The following is an 18,440-nucleotide window of genomic DNA, read 5'->3' as shown; positions in this document are numbered from 1 at the left end:
TCATCGACTGCACCGACACCGGGAACTCACTGCCCACACCGACGGACCCCACCATCAACTGGCGGGTCTTGCGGCGCTCGGACAGCACCGGGGGCGGCAACGCCGGCATCCCGAGCAGCACGCCGTCACTCATGGACAAACACCTCTCACAAGGATCACTGGAGTCGGATGGGGTTGACGATGTCCGCGGTCACGGTCAGCAGCGTCACCGCACCGCCCACGAAGATCACGAAGTAGGTCAGCGGCAACAACCGCAGGTAGTTGACCGGAGCGCCCGCGGGGAGGCCGCGGAGCTTCCGGATCCAGTTTCGCACCCGTTCGTACAGGTTGACGGCGATGTGACCACCGTCAAGCGGCAGCAGCGGCAGCAGGTTGAACACGCCGACGAAGAAGTTCAGGCCGGCCAGCATCAGCCAGAAGAACGGCCACAGGCCCTGCTCAACCGCCTCGCCGCCCAGCCGGGACGCGCCGACCACGCTGACCGGGGTGTCCAGGTCGCGCTCGCCGCCGCCGATGGCCTTGACCACGGCGGGGATCTTCTCCGGGAACTTGAGCAGGCCGTTCCACGTGTTGACGAACATGTCGCCGGTGTACTTGGTGGCCCCGCCGAAGGCCGTGAACGCGTTGTAGTTGAACTCGGTCTGGTGCAGGATGCCGATCGCGCCGACTTCCTTCTTGTACGTCGAGCCGTCCTTGCGCACGTACTCCCGGTCGACCCGGGTCACGTCCACGCTGAGCACCAGTTCCTGCTCGCCGCGCTTGACCTTGAAGTCGGTGGCGCCGAACCGGTCGCGGGTCACCTTCAGCACGTCGGTCCAGGTCGGCGTGGCCGTGCCGGCGACGGCGAGGATCTCGTCACCGGCCTGGAAGCCGGCCCGCTGCGCGGGCGAGGTGTCGCCGGGCTTGCACTCGGTGACCGTGACGCTGGTGACGCACGGCGCGACCTCCGCCACCAGCGGCGTGTTGCGCAGGTTGGGGATGCCGATGATCGCGGCCATCAGGTACAGGATGAAGAAGCCCAGGATGAAGTGGGTGATGGAGCCCGCGCTGAGCACCACGACCCGCTTCCAGGTCTTCTGCCGGTAGAAGGCGCGGTGCTGGTCCTCCGGCCGGACCTCCTCCAGGGCGGTCATGCCGGTGATCTCGCAGAACCCGCCGGCCGGGATGACCTTCAGGCCGTACTCGGTCTCGCCGCGGCGGAAAGACCAGATCTTGGGCCCGAACCCGATGAAGTACCGGGTCACCTTCATCCCGAACATCTTCGCGGTGGCCAGGTGGCCCAGCTCGTGCAGGGCGATCGAGATGCCGATCAGCAGGGCGAACAGCAAGATGCCCAAAAAGAAGACCACTCTCAGTCCCTTCCAGACCCCACCGAAGTGGCCACGAGTTCCCGCGCCCGCGAGCGGGCCCAATCCTCGGCGGCGAGCACCTCGGCGACGTCGGCGGGCTCGTGCGCCCAGCCGTCCGCCTCCGCCAGCACCCGCTCCACCGTGTCCACGATGGACGTGAACGCCGTGCCACCGCCCAGGAAGGCCGCGACCGCTTCCTCGTTGGCGGCGTTGTACACCGCCGGCAGGCAACCCCCGCCGGAGCCCGCCTGCCTGGCCAGCCGGACCGCCGGGAAGACCTCGTCGTCCAGCGGCTCGAACGTCCAGGCGGTCGGTGACTCGAAGGTACACGCGGCGGCGGCGCCGGGGATGCGCTCGGGCCAGCCCAGCGCGAGCGCGATGGGCAGCCGCATGTCCGGCGGGGAGGCCTGCGCGAGGGTCGAACCGTCGGTGAAGGTGACCATCGAGTGGATCACCGACTGGGGGTGCACGACCACGTCGATGCGCTCGTAGGGCACGCCGAACAGCAGGTGCGCCTCGATCAGCTCCAGCCCCTTGTTGACCAGGGTCGCCGAGTTGATCGTGATCACCGGCCCCATCGACCAGGTCGGGTGGGCGAGGGCCTGAGCTGCGGTGATGCCCTCCAACTCGGACCTGCGGCGACCCCGGAACGGCCCACCGGAGGCGGTCAGCACGAGCTTGGCCACCTCGGCGTCCGTGCCGCCGCGCAGGCACTGGGCGAGGGCGGAGTGCTCGGAGTCCACCGGCACGATCTGACCGGGCTTGGCGGCCTTGAGCACGAGGGGCCCGCCGGCGATCAAGGACTCCTTGTTGGCCAGGGCGAGCGTCGAGCCGGAGTCGAGCGCCCGGAGAGTCGGCTCCAAGCCGATCGAGCCGGTGATGCCGTTCAGGACGACGTCGGCGGGCGTCGAGTCGATCAGGTCGACCATCGCGGTCGGCCCGGCGACGATCCGCGGCAGCTTGTAGTCGCCCTTCGAGTACCCGCGCTTCTGCGCCTCGGCGTAGAGGGCGAGCGTGACGTCCTCGACGGCGGTCGCCTTGGCGACGGCCACGGCCGCGACGCCGTGCTCGACGGCCTGGGCGGCCAACACGGCCGGATCCGACCCGCCCGCGGCGAGCCCGACGACCGTGAAGCGGTCGCGGTTGGCGGCGATGACGTCGAGTGCCTGGGTACCGATCGACCCGGTCGACCCGAGGACCAGGACCGTGCGTGGTGTGCTCATCACCGCCCATTGTTCCGGAACCAACCTGATAGACCCCACGGCGGTACTCAGGTCACGGAATGATAACGGATGCGTGGGCTCACTCGAACGTGGGCAACCCCTGATCAAGCGCCACGACGGATTCCGCCCGTCGAGGCCGGCAGGAAGGAGAGCCCCCGTGGGCATCTTGGGTTGGATCGTACTCGGGCTGATCGCAGGCGCCATCGCCAAGGCGATCATGCCTGGTCGCGACCCGGGTGGCATCATCATCACGATGCTGCTCGGCATCGTCGGGGCCATCATCGGAGGGTTCATCGGCCAGGCCCTGTTCGGCACCGACATCAACACGTTCTTCGACCTGAGCACCTGGCTGCTGGCAATCCTCGGCTCGCTGGTCGTGCTGGGCATCTACCGCCTGGTGACAGGCAACAGGGCCCGGGCTTAACCCCTCTTCGCGGAGCGCGCTCCCCCCTCGCGCGCCGCGACCCAGGCCCCCTGTCGACTATCCCCCCGGTCGACAGGGGGCTTTTTCACGCGCTCCCGCCGCCTTCACGAACTCACACCGCCGGCCTCCGGCCCCCGACACCATTTTCCCAGCGGGTACCGACAAAAGCCCCGCAGCTCAGCCGGTGAAGCGCTGATCAGCCCGCCAAGCCCGCGTCCCGAGCCAGCAACGCCGCCTGCACCCGGTTGGTCAGCCCCAACTTGGCCAACAACCGGCTCACATACGTCTTCACCGTCGCCTCACTCATGTGCAACCGCTGCCCCACATCGGCGTTCGACATCCCCAACCCCAGCAGCGCCAACACCTCGACCTCCCGCTCGGTCAGCCCCTCCACCTGCCGAATGGCCTCCTGCCGCCGAGGCTGCCCGACCTGAGCCACCATCCCCACGACCCGACTGGTCACCATCGGTGACAGATAAGCCTCACCCGAGTGAACCGCCCGCACCGCCCGCAACAACTCCTCCGGCGCGGAGTCCTTCAACAAGAACCCCGCCGCCCCGTCGGACAGCGCGCGCACGATGTTGTCGTCCTCACCGAACGTGGTCAGCATCACCACCCGCACCGAAGGCGCCACGGTCCGCAGCTCCCGCGCCGCCGCCAGCCCGTCCAGCCGGGGCATGCGGATGTCCAGGACCGCGACGTCCACCCGCCGTTCCTGGGCTATCCGGACCGCCTCCCGCCCGTCACCCGCCTCGGCGACCAGCTCGATGTCGTCGGCGGTGCCGAGGATGGCCTTGATGCCCGCTCGCATCAAAGGCTCGTCGTCGGCGATGAGGACACGGATCAACGTTCACGCCCCACGGTGCAGGTGGATCTTCTTCTCGACGAGCTTGCCGTCCGCGAAGCAGAAGCGCACGACTTTGATCCCGCCGGACGTGTAGGTCTGTTCGTCGGTGACGAAGTACTCACAAACCGCGCCTCCCGGCTCGGGTTCCGAACCGTCCCGCAGGTCGCTGAGCACCGGCGACGACCCGCCCGGGAACCGCCCCCGCAGGTCCGCCTCCGCGTCGCCGACCGAGGCCCGCTCGTACACCTCCGGCGTCACGACCCTGGTCAGCGGCTGGCTGCCCAGCCACACGTACCCGGCGACCACGACCAGCACCACCACCCCGGCCAGCCCGATCGACCCGACCCCGGCCCACTTACGGATGCCGGTAGCGGGTTTGGCCTGCTCAACAGGCATCTCGAACTCGTCGGACGGCTCGTCGTCGGAGGCGGCGGTGTCCTCGTACGGCAGCACGGCGGCGATCCGGAAACCCCCCGAAGGCAGTTCGCCGACGTGCAGCATGCCGCCCGCCAAGCGCACCCGTTCGCCCAGGCCGATCAGCCCGAACCCGGCGCCGTCGCGCGGCTTGACGCGGGGCGGGTTGTTGCGGACCTCGACCACCAGCGCGTCCGGCTCGTACTTCACGGTCACCTGCACGCTCGCGCCCGGCGCGTGCTTGCTGGCGTTGGTCAGGCCCTCCTGCGCGATCCGGTACGCGGCGTGGCTGACCTTCGCGGGCAGCGGGCACGGTTGGCCGCCGCGCACCAGGCTCACCCGCACCCCGGCCCGCCGCGCGCCGTCGACCAGCTCGTCGATGGCGTCCACCGTGCGCCGGACCTGCTCCTCGTCGGGCTCGTCGCGGCGCAGCACGCCGATGACGCCGCGCAGCTCCTCCATCGCCGTCAGCGCCGCGCTGCGCAGCACCTGAACGGCCTCGCGCTGCTTCTCGCCGAGTCCGGCGTCCAGGGACAACGCGCCCGCGTGCACGGAGATGAGGCTGAGCCGGTGGCCGAGGCTGTCGTGCATGTCCTGCGCGATGCGGTTGCGCTCGCGCAGGCGGACCTGGCGGGACACCATGCGCCGTTCCCGCACGACCCGCTCCTCGCGCTCCTGCAAGGCCGCGACCAAGGCGTTGCGCTGCGCGGTGTAGCGGCCGACGAGGTACGGCAGGACCACGACCATGCCGTACACGGTGAGGATGACCCACGACCCGAGCGGCCCGCTGAGCGTCGGCGCGGACATGTCCCACGCGAGCATGTAGACGGCCAGGCCCAGCGCGGCGGTGACCAGCGCACGCTGCCACGACACGATCCGGTAGCCGGCCGCGTAGGCCAGCATGATGATCGCGGCGATGCCGCCGTGCTCGTAGCCGAACACGACCCAGACCGCGCCCAGCAGCGCGATCGCCGGGAAGCCCAGGCGCAGCACGTACAGGCCCACGTACCCGACGCCGATGGGGATCAGGCGCCAGTCGTCGACCTGCCCGGGACCGGCGAGGAAGCCTGGGTAGACGTCGAGCACGACGATGAGCGCGATGGCCAGCAGCTCCCGCCCGACCCGCCACGCCGTGACCTGGCCCAGCCGCTCGGCGTGGGTGCGGAGGAACTCCCGCGGGGCGGCCCTCAGGGCCACCGCCTCGGGCCGCAGGCGCTGAACGACGGACGTCACAACGGACAACGGTAAACACTCCCCCCGCGCGCCACGCCGTTCATTCGTCGCTGATAGAGCCGACGAAAGTTGACGCCCGCGCACGTTTCGCGGCAATCAGGACACCCGCGATGAGCAGGGCCGCACTCGTGGCGACCATAAGCGTCGAGAGCGCCACGATCTCCGGCGACACCCCTCGCTTACTCGCCTGCGCATAGACGAACACGGGCAGTGTCGTCGACCCGACGCCGGTCAGATAGCTGGAGGTCACCACGTCGTCGAAGGACAGCAGGAACGCGAACGCCGCCCCGGCCGCCACCGCCGGGGCCACCAGCGGCAGGGTCACCGTCCGGAACGCCACCAGCGGCCCGGCCCCGAGGTCCGCGGCGGCCTCCTCCAGCCGCGCGTCCATCCCCGCCACCCGCGCCCGCACCACCACGACCACGAAGCTCAGCGAGAACGCCACGTGCGCCGCGAGCAGCGCCCCGAACCCCAGCGGGATGCCCGCGAGCTTCACGCAGAACCCCAGCAAGGCCACACCCAGCACCACCTCGGGCACCACCAGCGGCACGCTGAGCAGCACCGTCCACAGCCCACGCCCCGGAAACGCGCGCCGCAGCCCGAACGCCGCCAGCGTCCCGATGACCGTGGACACCACGGCACTGGCCCCGGCCAGCCGCAAGGTCAGCCCGAGCGACTCGAGGACCCGGGAGTCGCCGAACAACTCCGCGTACCACCGGGTCGACAGCCCCGTGATCCGGCTCAGCGACCGCGAGTCGTTGAACGACACCAGCGCCAGCCACAGGACCGGCAGGTAGAGGAAGGCGAAGACGAAGGCCGCCACCGCACCCAGCACCCACGGCCGCCGGCTCACAGCACGTCCTCCCCGCGCCGCCCCCGCAGCACCAGTACCACGACCACCAGGACCAGCAGCAGGACCGCCATCGCCGACCCCAGCGGCCAGTTGTTGCCGCCGCGGAACTGGTCGTCGATCACGCTGCCGAACGTCGACTGGTCCACCCCGCCCAGCAGGCGCGGCGTCACGAAGTCCCCCGCCGCGGGCACCAGGACCAGCAGCGACCCCGCCAGCACCCCCGGGAACACCCCGGGCAGCACCACCCGGCGGAACGTCGACACCCGCCCGTGGCCGAGGTCGTAGGACGCCTCCACCAGCCGGTGGTCGAACCGCTCGCACGCCACGTACAGCGGCAGCACCATGAACGGCAGGAACCCGTACGTCAGCCCCAGCACCACGGCGCCGTGGGTGAGCAGGAACCCGCCATCACGCCCCAGCCCCACGGCCCCGAGCAGCCGGTTGACCAGCCCTTCCCCGTCCAGCAGCGCCTTCCACGCGTAGATCCGGGCGAGGTAGGACGACCAGAACGGCACCAGCACCGCCGCCAGCAGCGCCGTCCGGTACCGCCCGCCGTGCCGCGCGATGAACCACGCCAGCGGGAACCCCAGCAGCAGGCACAGCACCGTCGTCAGACCGGCGTAGGCCAGCGTGCGGCCGAAGATCGGCAGGAACGCCGGGTCCAGCGCGGTCCGGTACGCCTGCACGGTCCACGGCAGCACCGCCCGCGCCACGCCGGTGTCCCGCGTGGCGAAGCTGAACTGCACGACCAGCACCAGCGGTGCGATCAGGAACGCGCCGAGCCACAGCCCGGTGGGCGTGAGCAGGCCGGTGGCGACGAGCCACCGGCGCCGGGGAGCGGCCATCAGCCCGTCTTGACCTTGGTCCACGCGTCGGCGTACCGCGCCTCGACCTCCGCGCCCAGGTCCTTGGTGAACGGCAGCTTCGCCAACTGCTCGTCGGACGGGTACACCAGCGGGTCGTCCAGCAGTTCCTTGTCGATCAACGGCTTTGCGGCGGCGTTCGGGCTGCCGTACCGGATGGCGTTGGCCAGCGCCGCGCCCACCTCCGGCCCGAGGACGTAGTCGATGAACTTGTGCGCGTTGGCGGCGTGCGGCGCGTCCTTCGGGATGCACAGGAGGTCCACATAGGACAGACCGCCCTCGGCCGGGATCGCGTAGGCGATGTCCGGGTTGGCGTCCCGGGCCTGGAACGCGTCACCGGAGTAGGCCTGCGCCAACGGCACCTGCCCGCCGGTCAGCGGCTCGATGACGTCGGAGGTGATCTGGCCGATCTTCTTCTTCAACTCCAGCAGCACCTTGACCGCGTCGTCGAGGTGCTTGGGGTCGGTCGTGTTCGGGTCGTGGCCGGCCTTGAGCAGGCCCAGGGCGAGACCGTCACGGGCCTCGTCCAGGATCGTGCTGCGGCCCTGCGCGGCGGCCAGGTCGTAGGCCGAGAACCCGGACACGTCGCCGACCTGCGATTTCGCGTACGCCAGGCCCGTCGTGCCCCACGCCCACGGCACCGAGTAGACGTTGCCCGGGTCGTAGTCGGCTTCGGTGAACCGCTTCTCCAGGTTCTTCAGGTTCGGCAGCAGGTCGTGGTCCAGCGGCGAGAGCAGGCCCGCGCGCAGGAACCGGCGCAGGAAGTTGTCGCTGGGCACGACGAGGTCGTAGCCCGCCGCCCCGGAGGCGATCTTGGCCTCCATCTCGTCGTTGGTGCTGAAGTTGTCGTAGGTGACGTCGATCCCGCTGGCCGTCTTGAAGCCGGACAGGGTGTCGGGCGCGATGTAGTCGGTCCAGTTGTAGAAGTTGAGCTTCGGCTCGTCCTTCGCGTTGACCGCCTTGGCCTTCGAGGTCGGCGCGGCCGGGTTCGACGGCGCTTCGCCCACGCCGCACGCGCCCGTCGCGGCGAGCGCGAAGAACGCGGTCGAGCGCAGCATCGTGCGGCGGCTCACCCCGGCGTCCCACAGGCGGGCGATCCGGAGGTTTCGATCAGTCATCGGCGCTCTCCAACAGCACGGTGAAGTCGGGGTCCCAGCCCATCCGCACGGGCTGGCCGGGCGCACCCGCGTCGTCGATCCTGCGGGTGTTCTGCACGAACGCGACCAGCTCGCCGCCACCGGGCACGTCGACCACGAACTGGGTCGACACCCCGGTGTACACGACGTCGCGGACGGTGCCGGCGACCACGCACCAGCCCGCGGGCGGTTCGGCGGCGTGGTCGTAGAGGTGGACCTTCTCCGGCCGCACGGTCGCCGCCACCCGCTGCCCGTGGCGGACCTCGCCGACCAGCGGCGCGCGCAGCGTGGTCGCGCCCGCCGCGTCCAGCTCGACCCACCGACCGTCCACACCGGACACCTTGGCGTCCAGGACGTTGGAGGTGCCGATGAACCCGGCCACGAACCGGGTCGCGGGCCGCTCGTAGACGTCCTCGGGGTAGCCGACCTGCTCGACCTTCCCCGCGTTCATCACGGCCACGCGGTGCGACAGGACCAAGGCCTCTTCCTGGTCGTGGGTGACGTACAGGAACGTCGTGCCCACCTCGCGCTGGATGCGCATCAACTCCATCTGGAGTTCCTTGCGCAACACGGCGTCCAGCGCGCCCAGCGGTTCGTCCAGCAGGAGCAGCCGGGGTCCGGCGGCCAGCGCACGGGCGATCGCCACCCGTTGCTGCTGCCCGCCGGACAGCTGCGCCGGGCGCCGCTTGGCGTACTGGCTCAACCGCACCAGCTCCAGGTGTTCGCCCACGGTCTTCTTCAAGGCGTCGCCGCGCACGCCCTTGCGCTTCACGCCGTACGCCACGTTGTCCCACACCGACATGTGCGGGAACAGGGCGTAGGACTGGAAGACGGTGTTGACGTCCCGACGGTAGGGCGGCACGCCGACCATGTCGACGCCGTCGAGCTCGATGCGCCCCGCGTCCGGGTGCTCGAACCCGGCGATCATGCGCAGCAGGGTCGTCTTGCCGCAGCCCGAGGGGCCGAGCACCGAGAAGAACTCACCTTCGTGGACCCGCAGCGAGAGGTCGTCCACCGCGGTCTGGTCGGAGAAGCGCTTGGTGACCCCGTGCAGGCCGACGTCGACGGGTGCGGACGTGTCCGGGGTGGGCTGCCGTGCCGGGTGGAAGCCGGGCTGGTCGGTCAACTCGTCGCCTTTCGCACAGCGCGTGACGTTGGACGCCGGGGCAGTGCCGCGCACCTCACGTCTCCCCCGTGCCCATGATGTGCGACGATGACGCCGTACGTGAACTTGATCGGGCAGGAAGGTCGTGCGGCTGTGTCTTCGTCCTCGGAACTGGACAAGCGTCCGGCGGTCGACACCCACGACGAGCCGTCGGCCGAGTGGGGTTGGCACGGCACTTTCCCCAAGGGCATCCGCATCGCGGGCTGGCTGTCCGTGCTGGCGACGTTCTCGCTGCTCATCGGCAACCACCACGGGCGCACCGAGGACATCTGGGTGGTCGCCTTCGGCGCCGGCATGGCGATCCTGCTGATCTGGGAGCAGGTCCGCAGCCGCACCTCGTGGCGTCGCTGACCCGTGCACTCCGCCGCGGCGGGCTCTGACCCCGGCCGCCGCTACCACGCCAACTTCGACGTCGCCCACCTGTCCACCGAGCCGCTCCTGGCGGTCGTGGCGGACGGCATGGGCGACGGCCCCGGCAGCGCGATGGCCGGCCGCACCGCAGTGGACCTGGTCGTCTCCCACGTCCGGGCATCGGGCATCGCCGGCATCCGCCCAGCCCTGACCGAGGCACACCAGCAGGTAGCCGACTTCGGCCGCCGCTCATCCACCCTGGCCGGCTGCACCCTGACCGCCCTGGTGGAAACCCCGGACAGCCTGTGGATAGCCCAGCTGGGCGACTCCCGCGCCTACCGCCTGCGCTCGGGCCTACTGGAACTGCTGACCGTGGACCACACAATGGCCTGGCTGGGCGCAGTCCACGGCTGGTGGCCCCACGACTCCCCCCAAGCCCACTCGGCGCGCTACCAACTCACCCGCTACGTCGGCCACCCATCCCACCCGGACCCCGACCTGCTCCAGGTCCAGCCACGTTCTGGCGACGTGTACCTGCTGTGCACGGATGGGGTGGCCGAACAGGTCCCGTACCACCGCATCCTGGAGATCCTGAGCACATCCTCGCCGGAGGCGGCGGTACAGGCCCTGCTAGCCGACTCGGAAGCCGCAGGCGGCAACGACAACGCCACCGCCATCGTGGTCAGAACTTCCTGACAGTCCTGTTCGGTGTTCGGTATTGACAGAACACCGAACAGGACTGAGTATCTAACTGTGCACCCCGGTGCTGAATTCGAGCAGCTCGTGGCGGCCGTGTTCACGGCCCTGGGCCTCGGAGTGACACCGCAAACTGCCTCCGACGCCGGAGCAGACCTCGTGCTCGACGTCCACGGAGTGCCGGTGGCCGTCGAGGTCAAAAGCATGGCGACCGCCACCCCGGAAAGCGTGGCCAAGTGGCTCAGCGGGCTGCCACGAACCAAGCCGGCGGACGACGTGGTTCACCTCGTGGTCGCCGATCGGGTCGTCGCCGGAGCGCGGAAGCTCCTGGCGGCGAACGGCTGGGGTTGGCTCGACCGGCGCGGCCACCTGCGCCTGGTCGGTCCCGGTGTGCACATCGACACCGCAGTGCCGGTGGCCCCGCTCGCCGAACGCCCCCGGAACGTGTTCGCCGGCAACGCGACCCTCGAGGTGGCCTCGGCCATGCTCCTCGCACCCGACCGGCCCGCCTCGGTCCGCACTCTGGCCCGTGCGCTGAGCCGTTCGCCGAGCACCGTCTCCGCCGCCATGTCCGCGTTGCGCGACGCAGGTCTCGTCGACGACGCGAGGCTCCCGGTCCTGCCGGACCTGTTCTGGGACACCGCGGACGCCTGGAGGCCGACCACGACCGCGGTGAGCAGGATCGACCTGCTCGACGACCCCACGATCGCCAAGGTTCTGGGGACTGCCTGGGACGATCCCGCAGGCGTCGGCTGGGCACTCACGGACACCCTGGCCGCGGTCGAGTACGGAGCCCCGGCGGGCGTTCGCGCCGACTACCCCCCGGACTTCTACGTGCCGAACGAGATGACAGCCCAACGCGCAGCGACGATGCTCGGCGTTCCCCCGTCCGAATCGACCCGGGGTGCGACACTGCGCGTCGCGCCGGTGCCACAGGTGTGCACGACCCGCCGTCCGGCACCAGGCGGCCAAGGCCGACCGCTGGCTCATCCCTTGTTCGTCGCACTCGACCTCGCAGCCGATCCGGGCCGTGGCCGCGAGATCCTCGAGGGGTGGACCCCACCCGCGGACGTGATCCGTGTCTGGTGATCCTGTCGCCAGGGTCGACCTGTACGGCCCGAGCACGCTCGCACTGCTCCTCGCGATCCCCGAGGTCGAGCGCCGACTGGGCCGTGCGATCACGCTCGTCGGCGGTCTGGCCGTGTTGTCCCGACTCGGAACGGCCGCACATCGCGTCACCACCGACGTCGACACCGTCAGCCGACGCGCGACCGGTGAGACCGGACAACTGGAAGTCCTGCTCGCGGGCGGCGCGACCGCGATCGACGGGGCCGGCGCACTGGTGCCGACACCGGCCGGAGAGGTGCGGATCGACGTGCTCGAGATCAGCGAACTGGACCTCGTGCACCTGCCCGACGATCCCACCGACCGGCTGTACACCCTCGCTCACGACTGGGCACTCGGATCGGCGACACCGCTCGCGATCCGCGCGACCGCAGGGGGAACGGCGTTCGAGCACACCGTGCGGGTCGCCGAGCCGGGTCCGCTGGTCGCCACGAAACTGCAAGCCCTGCCGAACCGGTCGAAGGCCAAGGAAGCCACGGATCTGGTCGACATCGTCCGGCTCGTCCTCGACCACCGGACCGGGCCGGATGTCCGCACCCAATTGGCGGCTTCAGCCACGCAGTTGAAACTCGACGCGGCGTTGCACGTTCGAAGTTGGTTCGTCGAACGAGCCGGCCGGACGCTGCGCCTGGCGCGGACAACTCCGGCCGGCGCGGGCACCACTTCCGACGAGATAGCCCTCGTCGGGGAACTGCTGCTCAGCGCCCTCTGACCGCCGCTTGTAGTTGGCCGGCGGCTCACCCATGCCCACCGTCTTACAACCGCCGCCGCCTCAACGCGGTCGGTACACGTCAGCGCGGTGTTCAACGCGAAGCACCGTGACCTCGCGTCGTTCGTCATCGATCTCGTAAAGCACCCTGAAGGCTCCACGCCGAGCAGAGTGGACTCCCTCCAGCTCGTAACGCAGCGGATTGCCCACGCGGTGGGGGTTGTCCAGCAACGTGTGCGTGATGAACTCGATCACGGCCGAGGCCACTCCATCGGACAACTTGTCCTGGATGGTGCGCACCGCACTGGCGGAAACCTGGAGGTCGTACGGCTGGGTCACGAACGAGGCCGCAGTGCCCGAATGGCTTCCACGCCGCGAACCACCTCGCCGCGGGCCACCTCGTCACGGCTCTCCCGGATCGCCGCCATCGCGTTCGGGTCACTGAGGATCTCCAGCGTTTCCTCCAGCGCCGCCAGATCTTCGTACCCGATCAGCACGGCCGCGGGCCGCCCGTTCCGGGTGACCACCACGCGCTCGTGCTCGCGCTCAGCCCGGTCGACGAAGTCCGACAGGTGGTCGCGCACCGATCGCAGCGGTTCAACGGTCATGGCCACAATTGTGGCACACCTGGCCGTGAGCCCTCCAGACCTCAGCCCTCGGCCGCGAGCTGGCCGCACGCCGCAGCGATCTCCTGGCCCCGCGTGTCCCGCACCGTGCAGGCCACACCCTGGTCGTTGACCCGCCGCACGAACTCCCGCTCCACCGGCTTGGGCGACGCGTCCCACTTCGACCCCGGCGTCGGGTTCAACGGAATCACGTTCACGTGCACCAACTGCCCCAAGTGCTTGCGCAGGATCTTCCCCAACAGATCCGCCCGCCAAGGCTGGTCGTTGATGTCCCGGATCAACGCGTACTCGATCGACACCCGCCGACCAGTCCGATCCGCATACCCACGCGCCGCCTCCAACACCTCGGCGACCTTCCACCGCGTGTTCACCGGCACCAGCGTGTCCCGCAACTCGTCATCCGGCGTGTGCAGCGACACCGCTAGCCTGACCTGCAAGTTCTCCTCGGTCAGACGACGGATCGCGGGCACCAGACCCACCGTCGACACCGTCACCGACCGCTGCGAGATCCCTAGCCCGGAAGGCGCCGGATCACAAATCCGGTGCACCGCCTCGACCACCCGCTTGTAGTTGGCCAGCGGCTCGCCCATGCCCATGAAGACGATGTTCGACAACCGGCCCGGCCCGCCCGGCAGCTCGCCGTCGCGCATGGCCGCCGCGCCCCGCCGCACCTGGTCCACGATCTCGGCCGTCGACAGGTTGCGGGTCAGGCCGCCCTGGCCGGTCGCGCAGAACGGGCACGCCATGCCGCAGCCCGCCTGCGACGAGATGCACAGGGTCGCCCGGTCCGGGTAGCGCATCAGCACCGACTCGACCAGCGTGCCGTCGTGCGCGCGCAGCAGGGTCTTGCGGGTCGTGCCGCCGTCCGCCTCCACCGCGCGCAGTTGCGTCCACAGCGGGGGCATGAGGTCGGTCACCAGGCGGTCGCGTGACGCCGCCGGGATGTCGGTCATCTCCGCCGGGTCGACGGTGAGCCGGCTGAAGTAGTGGTGGGACAGCTGAGCGGCCCGGAAGGGCTTCTCACCCAGCGCCGCCACGGCCTCTTTCCGCTGGTCGGCGGTGAGGTCGGCGAGGTGGCGCGGCGGCAGGCCGCGCTTGGGCGCGTCGAACACGAGGGGAAGGGCAGTCATAGCACCTCCCAGTGTCCCACGACCGCACGACGGCATCGACCGTTGCATCGCGACAGGTTCCGATATATCGTTGATGTGTCAGAACCGATCGATGAAGGAGCAACGACATGCGTATGCACCCCCACCACCCAGGACACCGGCTCCACGAGCGCTTCCAGCGCGACCACGGCTTCGGCGACCCGCGACGCGGTTTCGGCGGCTTCCCGGGCTTCGGCGGACCGCCGATCCCGCCCGGCCCGCCGGACTTCTTCCGGCGCGGCGGACGCGGCCGGCAGCGCAAGGGCAACGTGCGCGCGGCGGTGTTGAGCCTGCTGGCCGAACGGCCCATGCACGGCTACGAGATGATCCAGGAGATCGGGCAGCGCACCGACGGCCTGTGGCGACCCAGCCCCGGCTCGGTCTACCCGACCCTCCAGCTGCTGGCCGACGAGGGCCTGGTGACCTCCACCGAGGAGGCCGGCGGCAAGAAGCTGTTCGCGCTCACCGAGGCGGGCAGCGCCGAGGCGGCCAAGCTCGGCGACACCCCGCCGTGGCAGCAGGTCACCGACGACCAGGACGCGGGCGCGGCGAAGCTGCGCACGGCCGCGCGGCACTTGGGCGCGGCCATGCACCAGATGGCCCACGCGGGCACGCGTGAGCAGCAGGCCCGCGCCGTGGAGGTCCTCAACGAGGCCCGGCGCAAGCTGTACGCGATCCTCGGCGAACTGGACGTCGAGGAAGACGAGGAGTGACCTACCGCCGGCGTGACCTACCGGCGGCGGTGCACCGGCTGACCTACCAGCGGTCGTGCACCAACGGTCGCACCAGCTCGTCGTAGACGGCGCGGACCTCGTCCTGCACGGTCAGCGGGGCGAGGTCCGCCGCCGCCGAGTTCGCCCGCGCCTGCTCCGGGTTGCGAGCGCCCGGGATCACCACGGTGACGCCCGGCTGGTCGATGATCCAGCGCAGCGCGAACTGCGCGAGCGTCGCACCGGCCGGCACCAACGGGCGCAGCCGCTCCACGGCCTCCAGCCCCACCTCGTAAGGCACGCCGGAGAACGTCTCTCCGACGTCGAAAGCCTCGCCGTGCCGGTTGTAGTTGCGGTGGTCGTCCGAACCGAACTGTGTGTCCCGCGTGTACTTGCCGGACAGCAGCCCGGACGCCAGCGGCACGCGCGCGATGATCGCGACACCGGCCTCGGCGGCGGCGGGCAGCACCTGCTCAAGGGGCTTGAGCCGGAACGCGTTGAGGATGATCTGCACGCTGGCCACCCCCGGTCGGGCGATGGCGGTCAGCGCCTCCTCGACGGTCTCCACGGACACGCCGTACGCGGCGATCCGCTTGGCCTCGACCATCTCGTCCAGCGCGTCGAACACCTCGTCGGTGGAGTACACCGGCGTCGGCGGGCAGTGCAGCTGGACCAGGTCGAGGGTGTCCACGCCGAGGTTCGCGCGGGACCGGTCGTTCCAGGCCAGGAAGTTCTCGCGGGTGTAGTTCTCCGGGACCTGCTCGACCCGGCGCCCCATCTTGGTCGCCACGGTCAGGCCCGCGTCGCCGCGTTCCCGTAGGAACCGGCCCACCAGCTGCTCGCTGCGCCCGTCGCCGTACACGTCGGCGGTGTCGAAGAACGTCACCCCGGTGTCGGCGGCGGCGTGCAGCACGGCCAGCGCGTCCGACTCGTCCACCTGGCCCCAGTCGGCGCCGAGCTGCCAGCACCCCAGACCCACCACGCCGACCCGGCGTCCCAACCTGACCGCGTTCCGGTTCTCCACGCCCCCGATCCTATGTGCACGCTCTCACCGCAGCACGAGACCGGTGGGTTTCCGTCTCGTGTGGACCCGGTAGCCGACCTCGAACGACAGGCCCTGGACCTGAGCGATCGCCCGTGCCGCGATCCGCGCGGAGAACTCGATGCGCAGGACGGCCTCCAGGTCCGCGCGCGTCTCGAACCGCCACAGCGCCCGCACCCGGCGCAGCGCGAAGCCCTGCGCGGCGAAGAACTCCTCCACCTCCGCCGGGTGGTAGCGGGGTTCGTCGGCGCACAGCCACGGCCCGTAGGGCTCGGCCGTGCCGTCCAGGTCGACGATCGCGAGCGTGCCGCCGGGCCGCAGCACCCGGTCGGCCTCGACCAGGCCCGGCTCGCAGCCCGCCCCGAAGAAGTAGGCGGTGCGGGCGTGGACCAGGTCGGCGCTCGCGTCCGGCAGGGGCAGGCGTTGCGCGGGACCGGCCACGACGGAGGCGTTGGGCACGTCCGCGACCCGTTTCGCCGCCCGTTGCACCAGCGGCGGGTGCGGTTCGACGCCGATCACGGACTTCGCGTGTTTGGCGAACCAGGCGAGGTGGAACCCGTCGCCGCAGCCCACGTCCACCACGTCCCCGCCGGTCCAGTCGCAGGCCTCGCGCAGCGCCTGCCAGATGGCGCCGTCCACGTCCTGTGCGCGGTTCTCCACCTCGTACACGTCGGGCCAGTGCCAGATGTTCGGACTGGGCAGGACCGTGGCCGGACGGACGGCCGCCAACGCGGCGCGGACGAATCCCTTCACGGGACGACTGTAGAGCCGTAGCGTGATCATCCACCCCGGCTTCGCAGGAGGTAGACGGTGTCGATCGTCCCCAACTCTCCCGCCTTGGCCGAGCTGCACCACGGCGCGCCCTGCTGGGTCGAGCTGCCCGTGGTGGACGAGCGGGCCGCCATCGAGTTCTACGCCGGGCTGTTCGGCTGGACCTACGCCGACGTGCACGGGCGCACGATCGCCGTGGTGGACGGGCTGCCGGTGGCGGAGTTGGTGCCCGCGGACGGCGGTTTCGGGTGGACGCTGTACCTCAACACCCCGCACGCCCGCGCCACGGCGGAGCGGGTGCACGCGCTGGGCGGGCACGTCCTGCGCGAGCCGGACGAGGTGTCCACGCTGGTCGCGGACCCGACCGGCGGCGTGGTGGGGTTCCGGCACGTGCCGCAGGACTGGCTGTTCGGCACCGACGGGCACGGCGCTTACGCGTGGGCCGAGCTGAACACGTGGGACGGCGCGGTGGCGGACGAGTTCTTCCGCGAGCTGTGCGGCTTCGAAATCACCCAGATCGGTGACGGGCACGCGGTGGACTACACGATCTGGGGCGTCGAGGGGCACACCGTGCTGGGGCGGCAGCGGATGGGCCGGGCGTTCCCGTCCGACACCCCCGCGCACTGGATGGTGTACTTCACCGCCGCGCCCGAGATCGGCGCCGACACGGTCGCGTCCAGGGTGCTTGAGCTGGGCGGACGCATCACGGTGGAGCCGTACGACACCCCGTACGGGCGCGTGACCGTGGTCGCGGACCACACCGGTTCGGTGTTCTCGGTGATCGACCCGTCCAGGGCCGTGCCGCTGTCGGAACAGGAGATCGGCGCGCCGGTCGACGACCCCTTCGACGACTGACCCGGATCCCTCCCGAGCGCGCATGCCGGGAATTGTCGTACCCCTCCCGTAACGTCCGATGCGATCCACACCACACCCGCATCGACGGCAGGAGAGGGAGATGTCCACCCCCGGAACCCCGGCTTGGCTGGAAGCGCCCACGGGCGACTTGGCCGCGAGCCGCGACTTCTACACGGGCTTGCTCGGCTGGACCTACCAGGAAGCGTTCGAGGGCTACACGATCGCGCTGGTCGACGGCACACCCGTGGCAGGCCTCTACCCGCCGTCCACGTCGGCGCAGGGCACACCGCCGGGGTGGTCGCTCTACCTGCACACAGCCGACCTCGCCCGCACGTCCGCGCAGGCCGCCGAGCTGGGCGCGAAGACGATCATGGGTCCACTGGAGATCCCGGGCAAGGGCCACGTCCAGCTGGTGACCGACCCGGCGGGCGCGGTCATCGGGTTCTGGCAGGCCACAGCGGACGAGTCGGTGCTGGTCGGGCAACCCGGCGCGTTGGCGTGGCAGGAGGTCGTCACCCGCGACACCGATGTGGCAGACGACTTCTACCGCTCGCTGTTCGGCTACGAGGAGCGCCAGGTGGGCGATGGCGAGCTGGACTACGTGGTCTGGTCGGTCGACGGCACAGAGGTGGCCGGTCGGCTGCGCATGGGCGCGGACTTCCCGCCGGACCTGGCGCCGCACTGGATGGTGTACTTCGCCGTGTCACCCGAGGTCGGCACCGACAAGGCGGCGGAGCGGATCCCCGAGCTGGGCGGCACGGTGGACGTGGCGCCGTTCGACTCGCCCTACGGCCGCATCGCGGTGGTGCGCGACCCTTACGGCTCGGTGTTCTCGCTGATCACCCCGGCCTGGCCGACAACACCGGACGCCTGAGCGACCCGCGCCACCGGCGGAACGGC

General features: G+C 70.5%; 21 protein-coding genes. 8 read left to right on the top strand and 13 right to left on the bottom strand.

Going from position 1 to position 18,440, the window contains the following annotated elements; all coding sequences use genetic code 11:
- Positions 1 to 155: 155 nt before the first annotated feature.
- Both WBN91_RS24080 and dxr read right to left on the bottom strand, forming a co-directional pair.
- Complete coding sequence (locus WBN91_RS24080) at positions 156 to 1,349, bottom strand: M50 family metallopeptidase (RefSeq protein WP_337726333.1); 1,194 nt, start codon at positions 1,347 to 1,349, stop codon at positions 156 to 158.
- Positions 1,350 to 1,351: 2 nt separating this feature from the next.
- Positions 1,352 to 2,572 carry a 1-deoxy-D-xylulose-5-phosphate reductoisomerase gene (gene dxr / locus WBN91_RS24075; protein WP_337726332.1) on the bottom strand — a complete coding sequence of 407 codons (1,221 nt, stop codon included), beginning with the start codon at positions 2,570 to 2,572 and terminating at the stop codon, positions 1,352 to 1,354.
- 157 nt (positions 2,573 to 2,729) lie between these two features.
- Between dxr and WBN91_RS24070 the strand changes: the two genes are divergently transcribed.
- Positions 2,730 to 2,996, top strand: a complete 267-nt coding sequence (locus tag WBN91_RS24070; protein WP_121226543.1) for a GlsB/YeaQ/YmgE family stress response membrane protein — start codon at positions 2,730 to 2,732, stop codon at positions 2,994 to 2,996.
- A 196-nt stretch (positions 2,997 to 3,192) separates the two neighbouring features.
- Here WBN91_RS24070 and WBN91_RS24065 read toward each other — a convergent pair whose 3' ends face one another.
- From WBN91_RS24065 to WBN91_RS24040, 6 genes are read right to left on the bottom strand one after another with little or no spacing between them, the layout of a single operon-like run.
- Entirely contained in the window at positions 3,193 to 3,843 is a 651-nt protein-coding gene (locus WBN91_RS24065) for a response regulator transcription factor (protein ID WP_337726331.1), read from the bottom strand.
- Between the two features lie 3 nt (positions 3,844 to 3,846).
- Positions 3,847 to 5,490 carry a sensor histidine kinase gene (locus tag WBN91_RS24060; RefSeq protein ID WP_337726330.1) on the bottom strand — a complete coding sequence of 548 codons (1,644 nt, stop codon included), beginning with the start codon at positions 5,488 to 5,490 and terminating at the stop codon, positions 3,847 to 3,849.
- A 40-nt stretch (positions 5,491 to 5,530) separates the two neighbouring features.
- On the bottom strand, positions 5,531 to 6,343 hold the full coding sequence (locus tag WBN91_RS24055; RefSeq protein ID WP_337726329.1) for an ABC transporter permease: 813 nt from the start codon (positions 6,341 to 6,343) through the stop codon (positions 5,531 to 5,533).
- Positions 6,340 to 7,188 (bottom strand): ABC transporter permease, encoded by an 849-nt coding sequence (locus WBN91_RS24050; protein WP_337726328.1) that lies wholly within the window; start codon positions 7,186 to 7,188, stop codon positions 6,340 to 6,342. Before WBN91_RS24050 ends, WBN91_RS24055 begins: the two co-directional genes overlap by 4 nt.
- Complete coding sequence (locus tag WBN91_RS24045; protein ID WP_337726327.1) at positions 7,188 to 8,324, bottom strand: polyamine ABC transporter substrate-binding protein; 1,137 nt, start codon at positions 8,322 to 8,324, stop codon at positions 7,188 to 7,190. The genes WBN91_RS24050 and WBN91_RS24045 overlap by 1 nt, the downstream gene beginning before the upstream one ends.
- A complete protein-coding gene (locus tag WBN91_RS24040) occupies positions 8,317 to 9,522 on the bottom strand; it encodes an ABC transporter ATP-binding protein (protein WP_337726326.1) in 1,206 nt (401 codons plus the stop codon). Before WBN91_RS24040 ends, WBN91_RS24045 begins: the two co-directional genes overlap by 8 nt.
- A 33-nt stretch (positions 9,523 to 9,555) precedes the next feature.
- Here WBN91_RS24040 and WBN91_RS24035 point away from each other — a divergent pair, with 33 nt between their 5' ends.
- From WBN91_RS24035 to WBN91_RS24020, 4 genes are read left to right on the top strand one after another with little or no spacing between them, the layout of a single operon-like run.
- On the top strand, positions 9,556 to 9,858 hold the full coding sequence (locus WBN91_RS24035; protein ID WP_337726325.1) for a DUF2631 domain-containing protein: 303 nt from the start codon (positions 9,556 to 9,558) through the stop codon (positions 9,856 to 9,858).
- Positions 9,859 to 9,861: 3 nt separating this feature from the next.
- Positions 9,862 to 10,554 (top strand): PP2C family protein-serine/threonine phosphatase, encoded by a 693-nt coding sequence (locus tag WBN91_RS24030; protein ID WP_337726324.1) that lies wholly within the window; start codon positions 9,862 to 9,864, stop codon positions 10,552 to 10,554.
- A gap of 12 nt (positions 10,555 to 10,566) precedes the next feature.
- Positions 10,567 to 11,643: a hypothetical protein gene (locus WBN91_RS24025; RefSeq protein WP_337726323.1), complete on the top strand. Its 1,077-nt coding sequence runs from the start codon at positions 10,567 to 10,569 to the stop codon at positions 11,641 to 11,643.
- Positions 11,633 to 12,391, top strand: a complete 759-nt coding sequence (locus WBN91_RS24020; protein ID WP_337726322.1) for a hypothetical protein — start codon at positions 11,633 to 11,635, stop codon at positions 12,389 to 12,391. Before WBN91_RS24025 ends, WBN91_RS24020 begins: the two co-directional genes overlap by 11 nt.
- A gap of 60 nt (positions 12,392 to 12,451) precedes the next feature.
- Here the strand turns inward: WBN91_RS24020 and WBN91_RS24015 are convergent, their stop codons facing one another.
- From WBN91_RS24015 to rlmN, 3 genes are read right to left on the bottom strand one after another with little or no spacing between them, the layout of a single operon-like run.
- Entirely contained in the window at positions 12,452 to 12,727 is a 276-nt protein-coding gene (locus WBN91_RS24015) for a type II toxin-antitoxin system RelE family toxin (RefSeq protein WP_337726321.1), read from the bottom strand.
- Positions 12,724 to 12,996, bottom strand: a complete 273-nt coding sequence (locus WBN91_RS24010) for a type II toxin-antitoxin system Phd/YefM family antitoxin (protein ID WP_337726320.1) — start codon at positions 12,994 to 12,996, stop codon at positions 12,724 to 12,726. Before WBN91_RS24010 ends, WBN91_RS24015 begins: the two co-directional genes overlap by 4 nt.
- Before the next feature lie 41 nt (positions 12,997 to 13,037).
- Positions 13,038 to 14,144: a 23S rRNA (adenine(2503)-C(2))-methyltransferase RlmN gene (rlmN, locus tag WBN91_RS24005; RefSeq protein ID WP_337726319.1), complete on the bottom strand. Its 1,107-nt coding sequence runs from the start codon at positions 14,142 to 14,144 to the stop codon at positions 13,038 to 13,040.
- Positions 14,145 to 14,251: 107 nt separating this feature from the next.
- On the opposite strand from rlmN, the gene WBN91_RS24000 reads away from it, so the two are divergent.
- Positions 14,252 to 14,875: a PadR family transcriptional regulator gene (locus WBN91_RS24000; protein WP_337726318.1), complete on the top strand. Its 624-nt coding sequence runs from the start codon at positions 14,252 to 14,254 to the stop codon at positions 14,873 to 14,875.
- Positions 14,876 to 14,918: 43 nt separating this feature from the next.
- On the opposite strand, the gene WBN91_RS23995 is transcribed toward WBN91_RS24000, so the two are convergent.
- The gene (locus tag WBN91_RS23995) at positions 14,919 to 15,896 is read right to left on the bottom strand and encodes an aldo/keto reductase (protein WP_337726317.1); all 978 of its coding nucleotides are present in this window, start codon (positions 15,894 to 15,896) and stop codon (positions 14,919 to 14,921) included.
- A gap of 24 nt (positions 15,897 to 15,920) precedes the next feature.
- Positions 15,921 to 16,667 carry a class I SAM-dependent methyltransferase gene (locus WBN91_RS23990; protein ID WP_337726316.1) on the bottom strand — a complete coding sequence of 249 codons (747 nt, stop codon included), beginning with the start codon at positions 16,665 to 16,667 and terminating at the stop codon, positions 15,921 to 15,923.
- A gap of 57 nt (positions 16,668 to 16,724) precedes the next feature.
- Between WBN91_RS23990 and WBN91_RS23985 the strand changes: the two genes are divergently transcribed.
- Complete coding sequence (locus WBN91_RS23985; RefSeq protein WP_337726315.1) at positions 16,725 to 17,540, top strand: VOC family protein; 816 nt, start codon at positions 16,725 to 16,727, stop codon at positions 17,538 to 17,540.
- 100 nt (positions 17,541 to 17,640) lie between these two features.
- Positions 17,641 to 18,414 carry a VOC family protein gene (locus WBN91_RS23980; protein WP_337726314.1) on the top strand — a complete coding sequence of 258 codons (774 nt, stop codon included), beginning with the start codon at positions 17,641 to 17,643 and terminating at the stop codon, positions 18,412 to 18,414.
- The last annotated feature ends 26 nt before the right edge of the window (positions 18,415 to 18,440 follow it).

This window comes from Saccharothrix sp. CCNWYY140 (assembly GCF_037401995.1).
Classification (GTDB): domain Bacteria; phylum Actinomycetota; class Actinomycetes; order Mycobacteriales; family Pseudonocardiaceae; genus Actinosynnema.
This window is presented reverse-complemented; position numbering and strand designations above follow the sequence as displayed.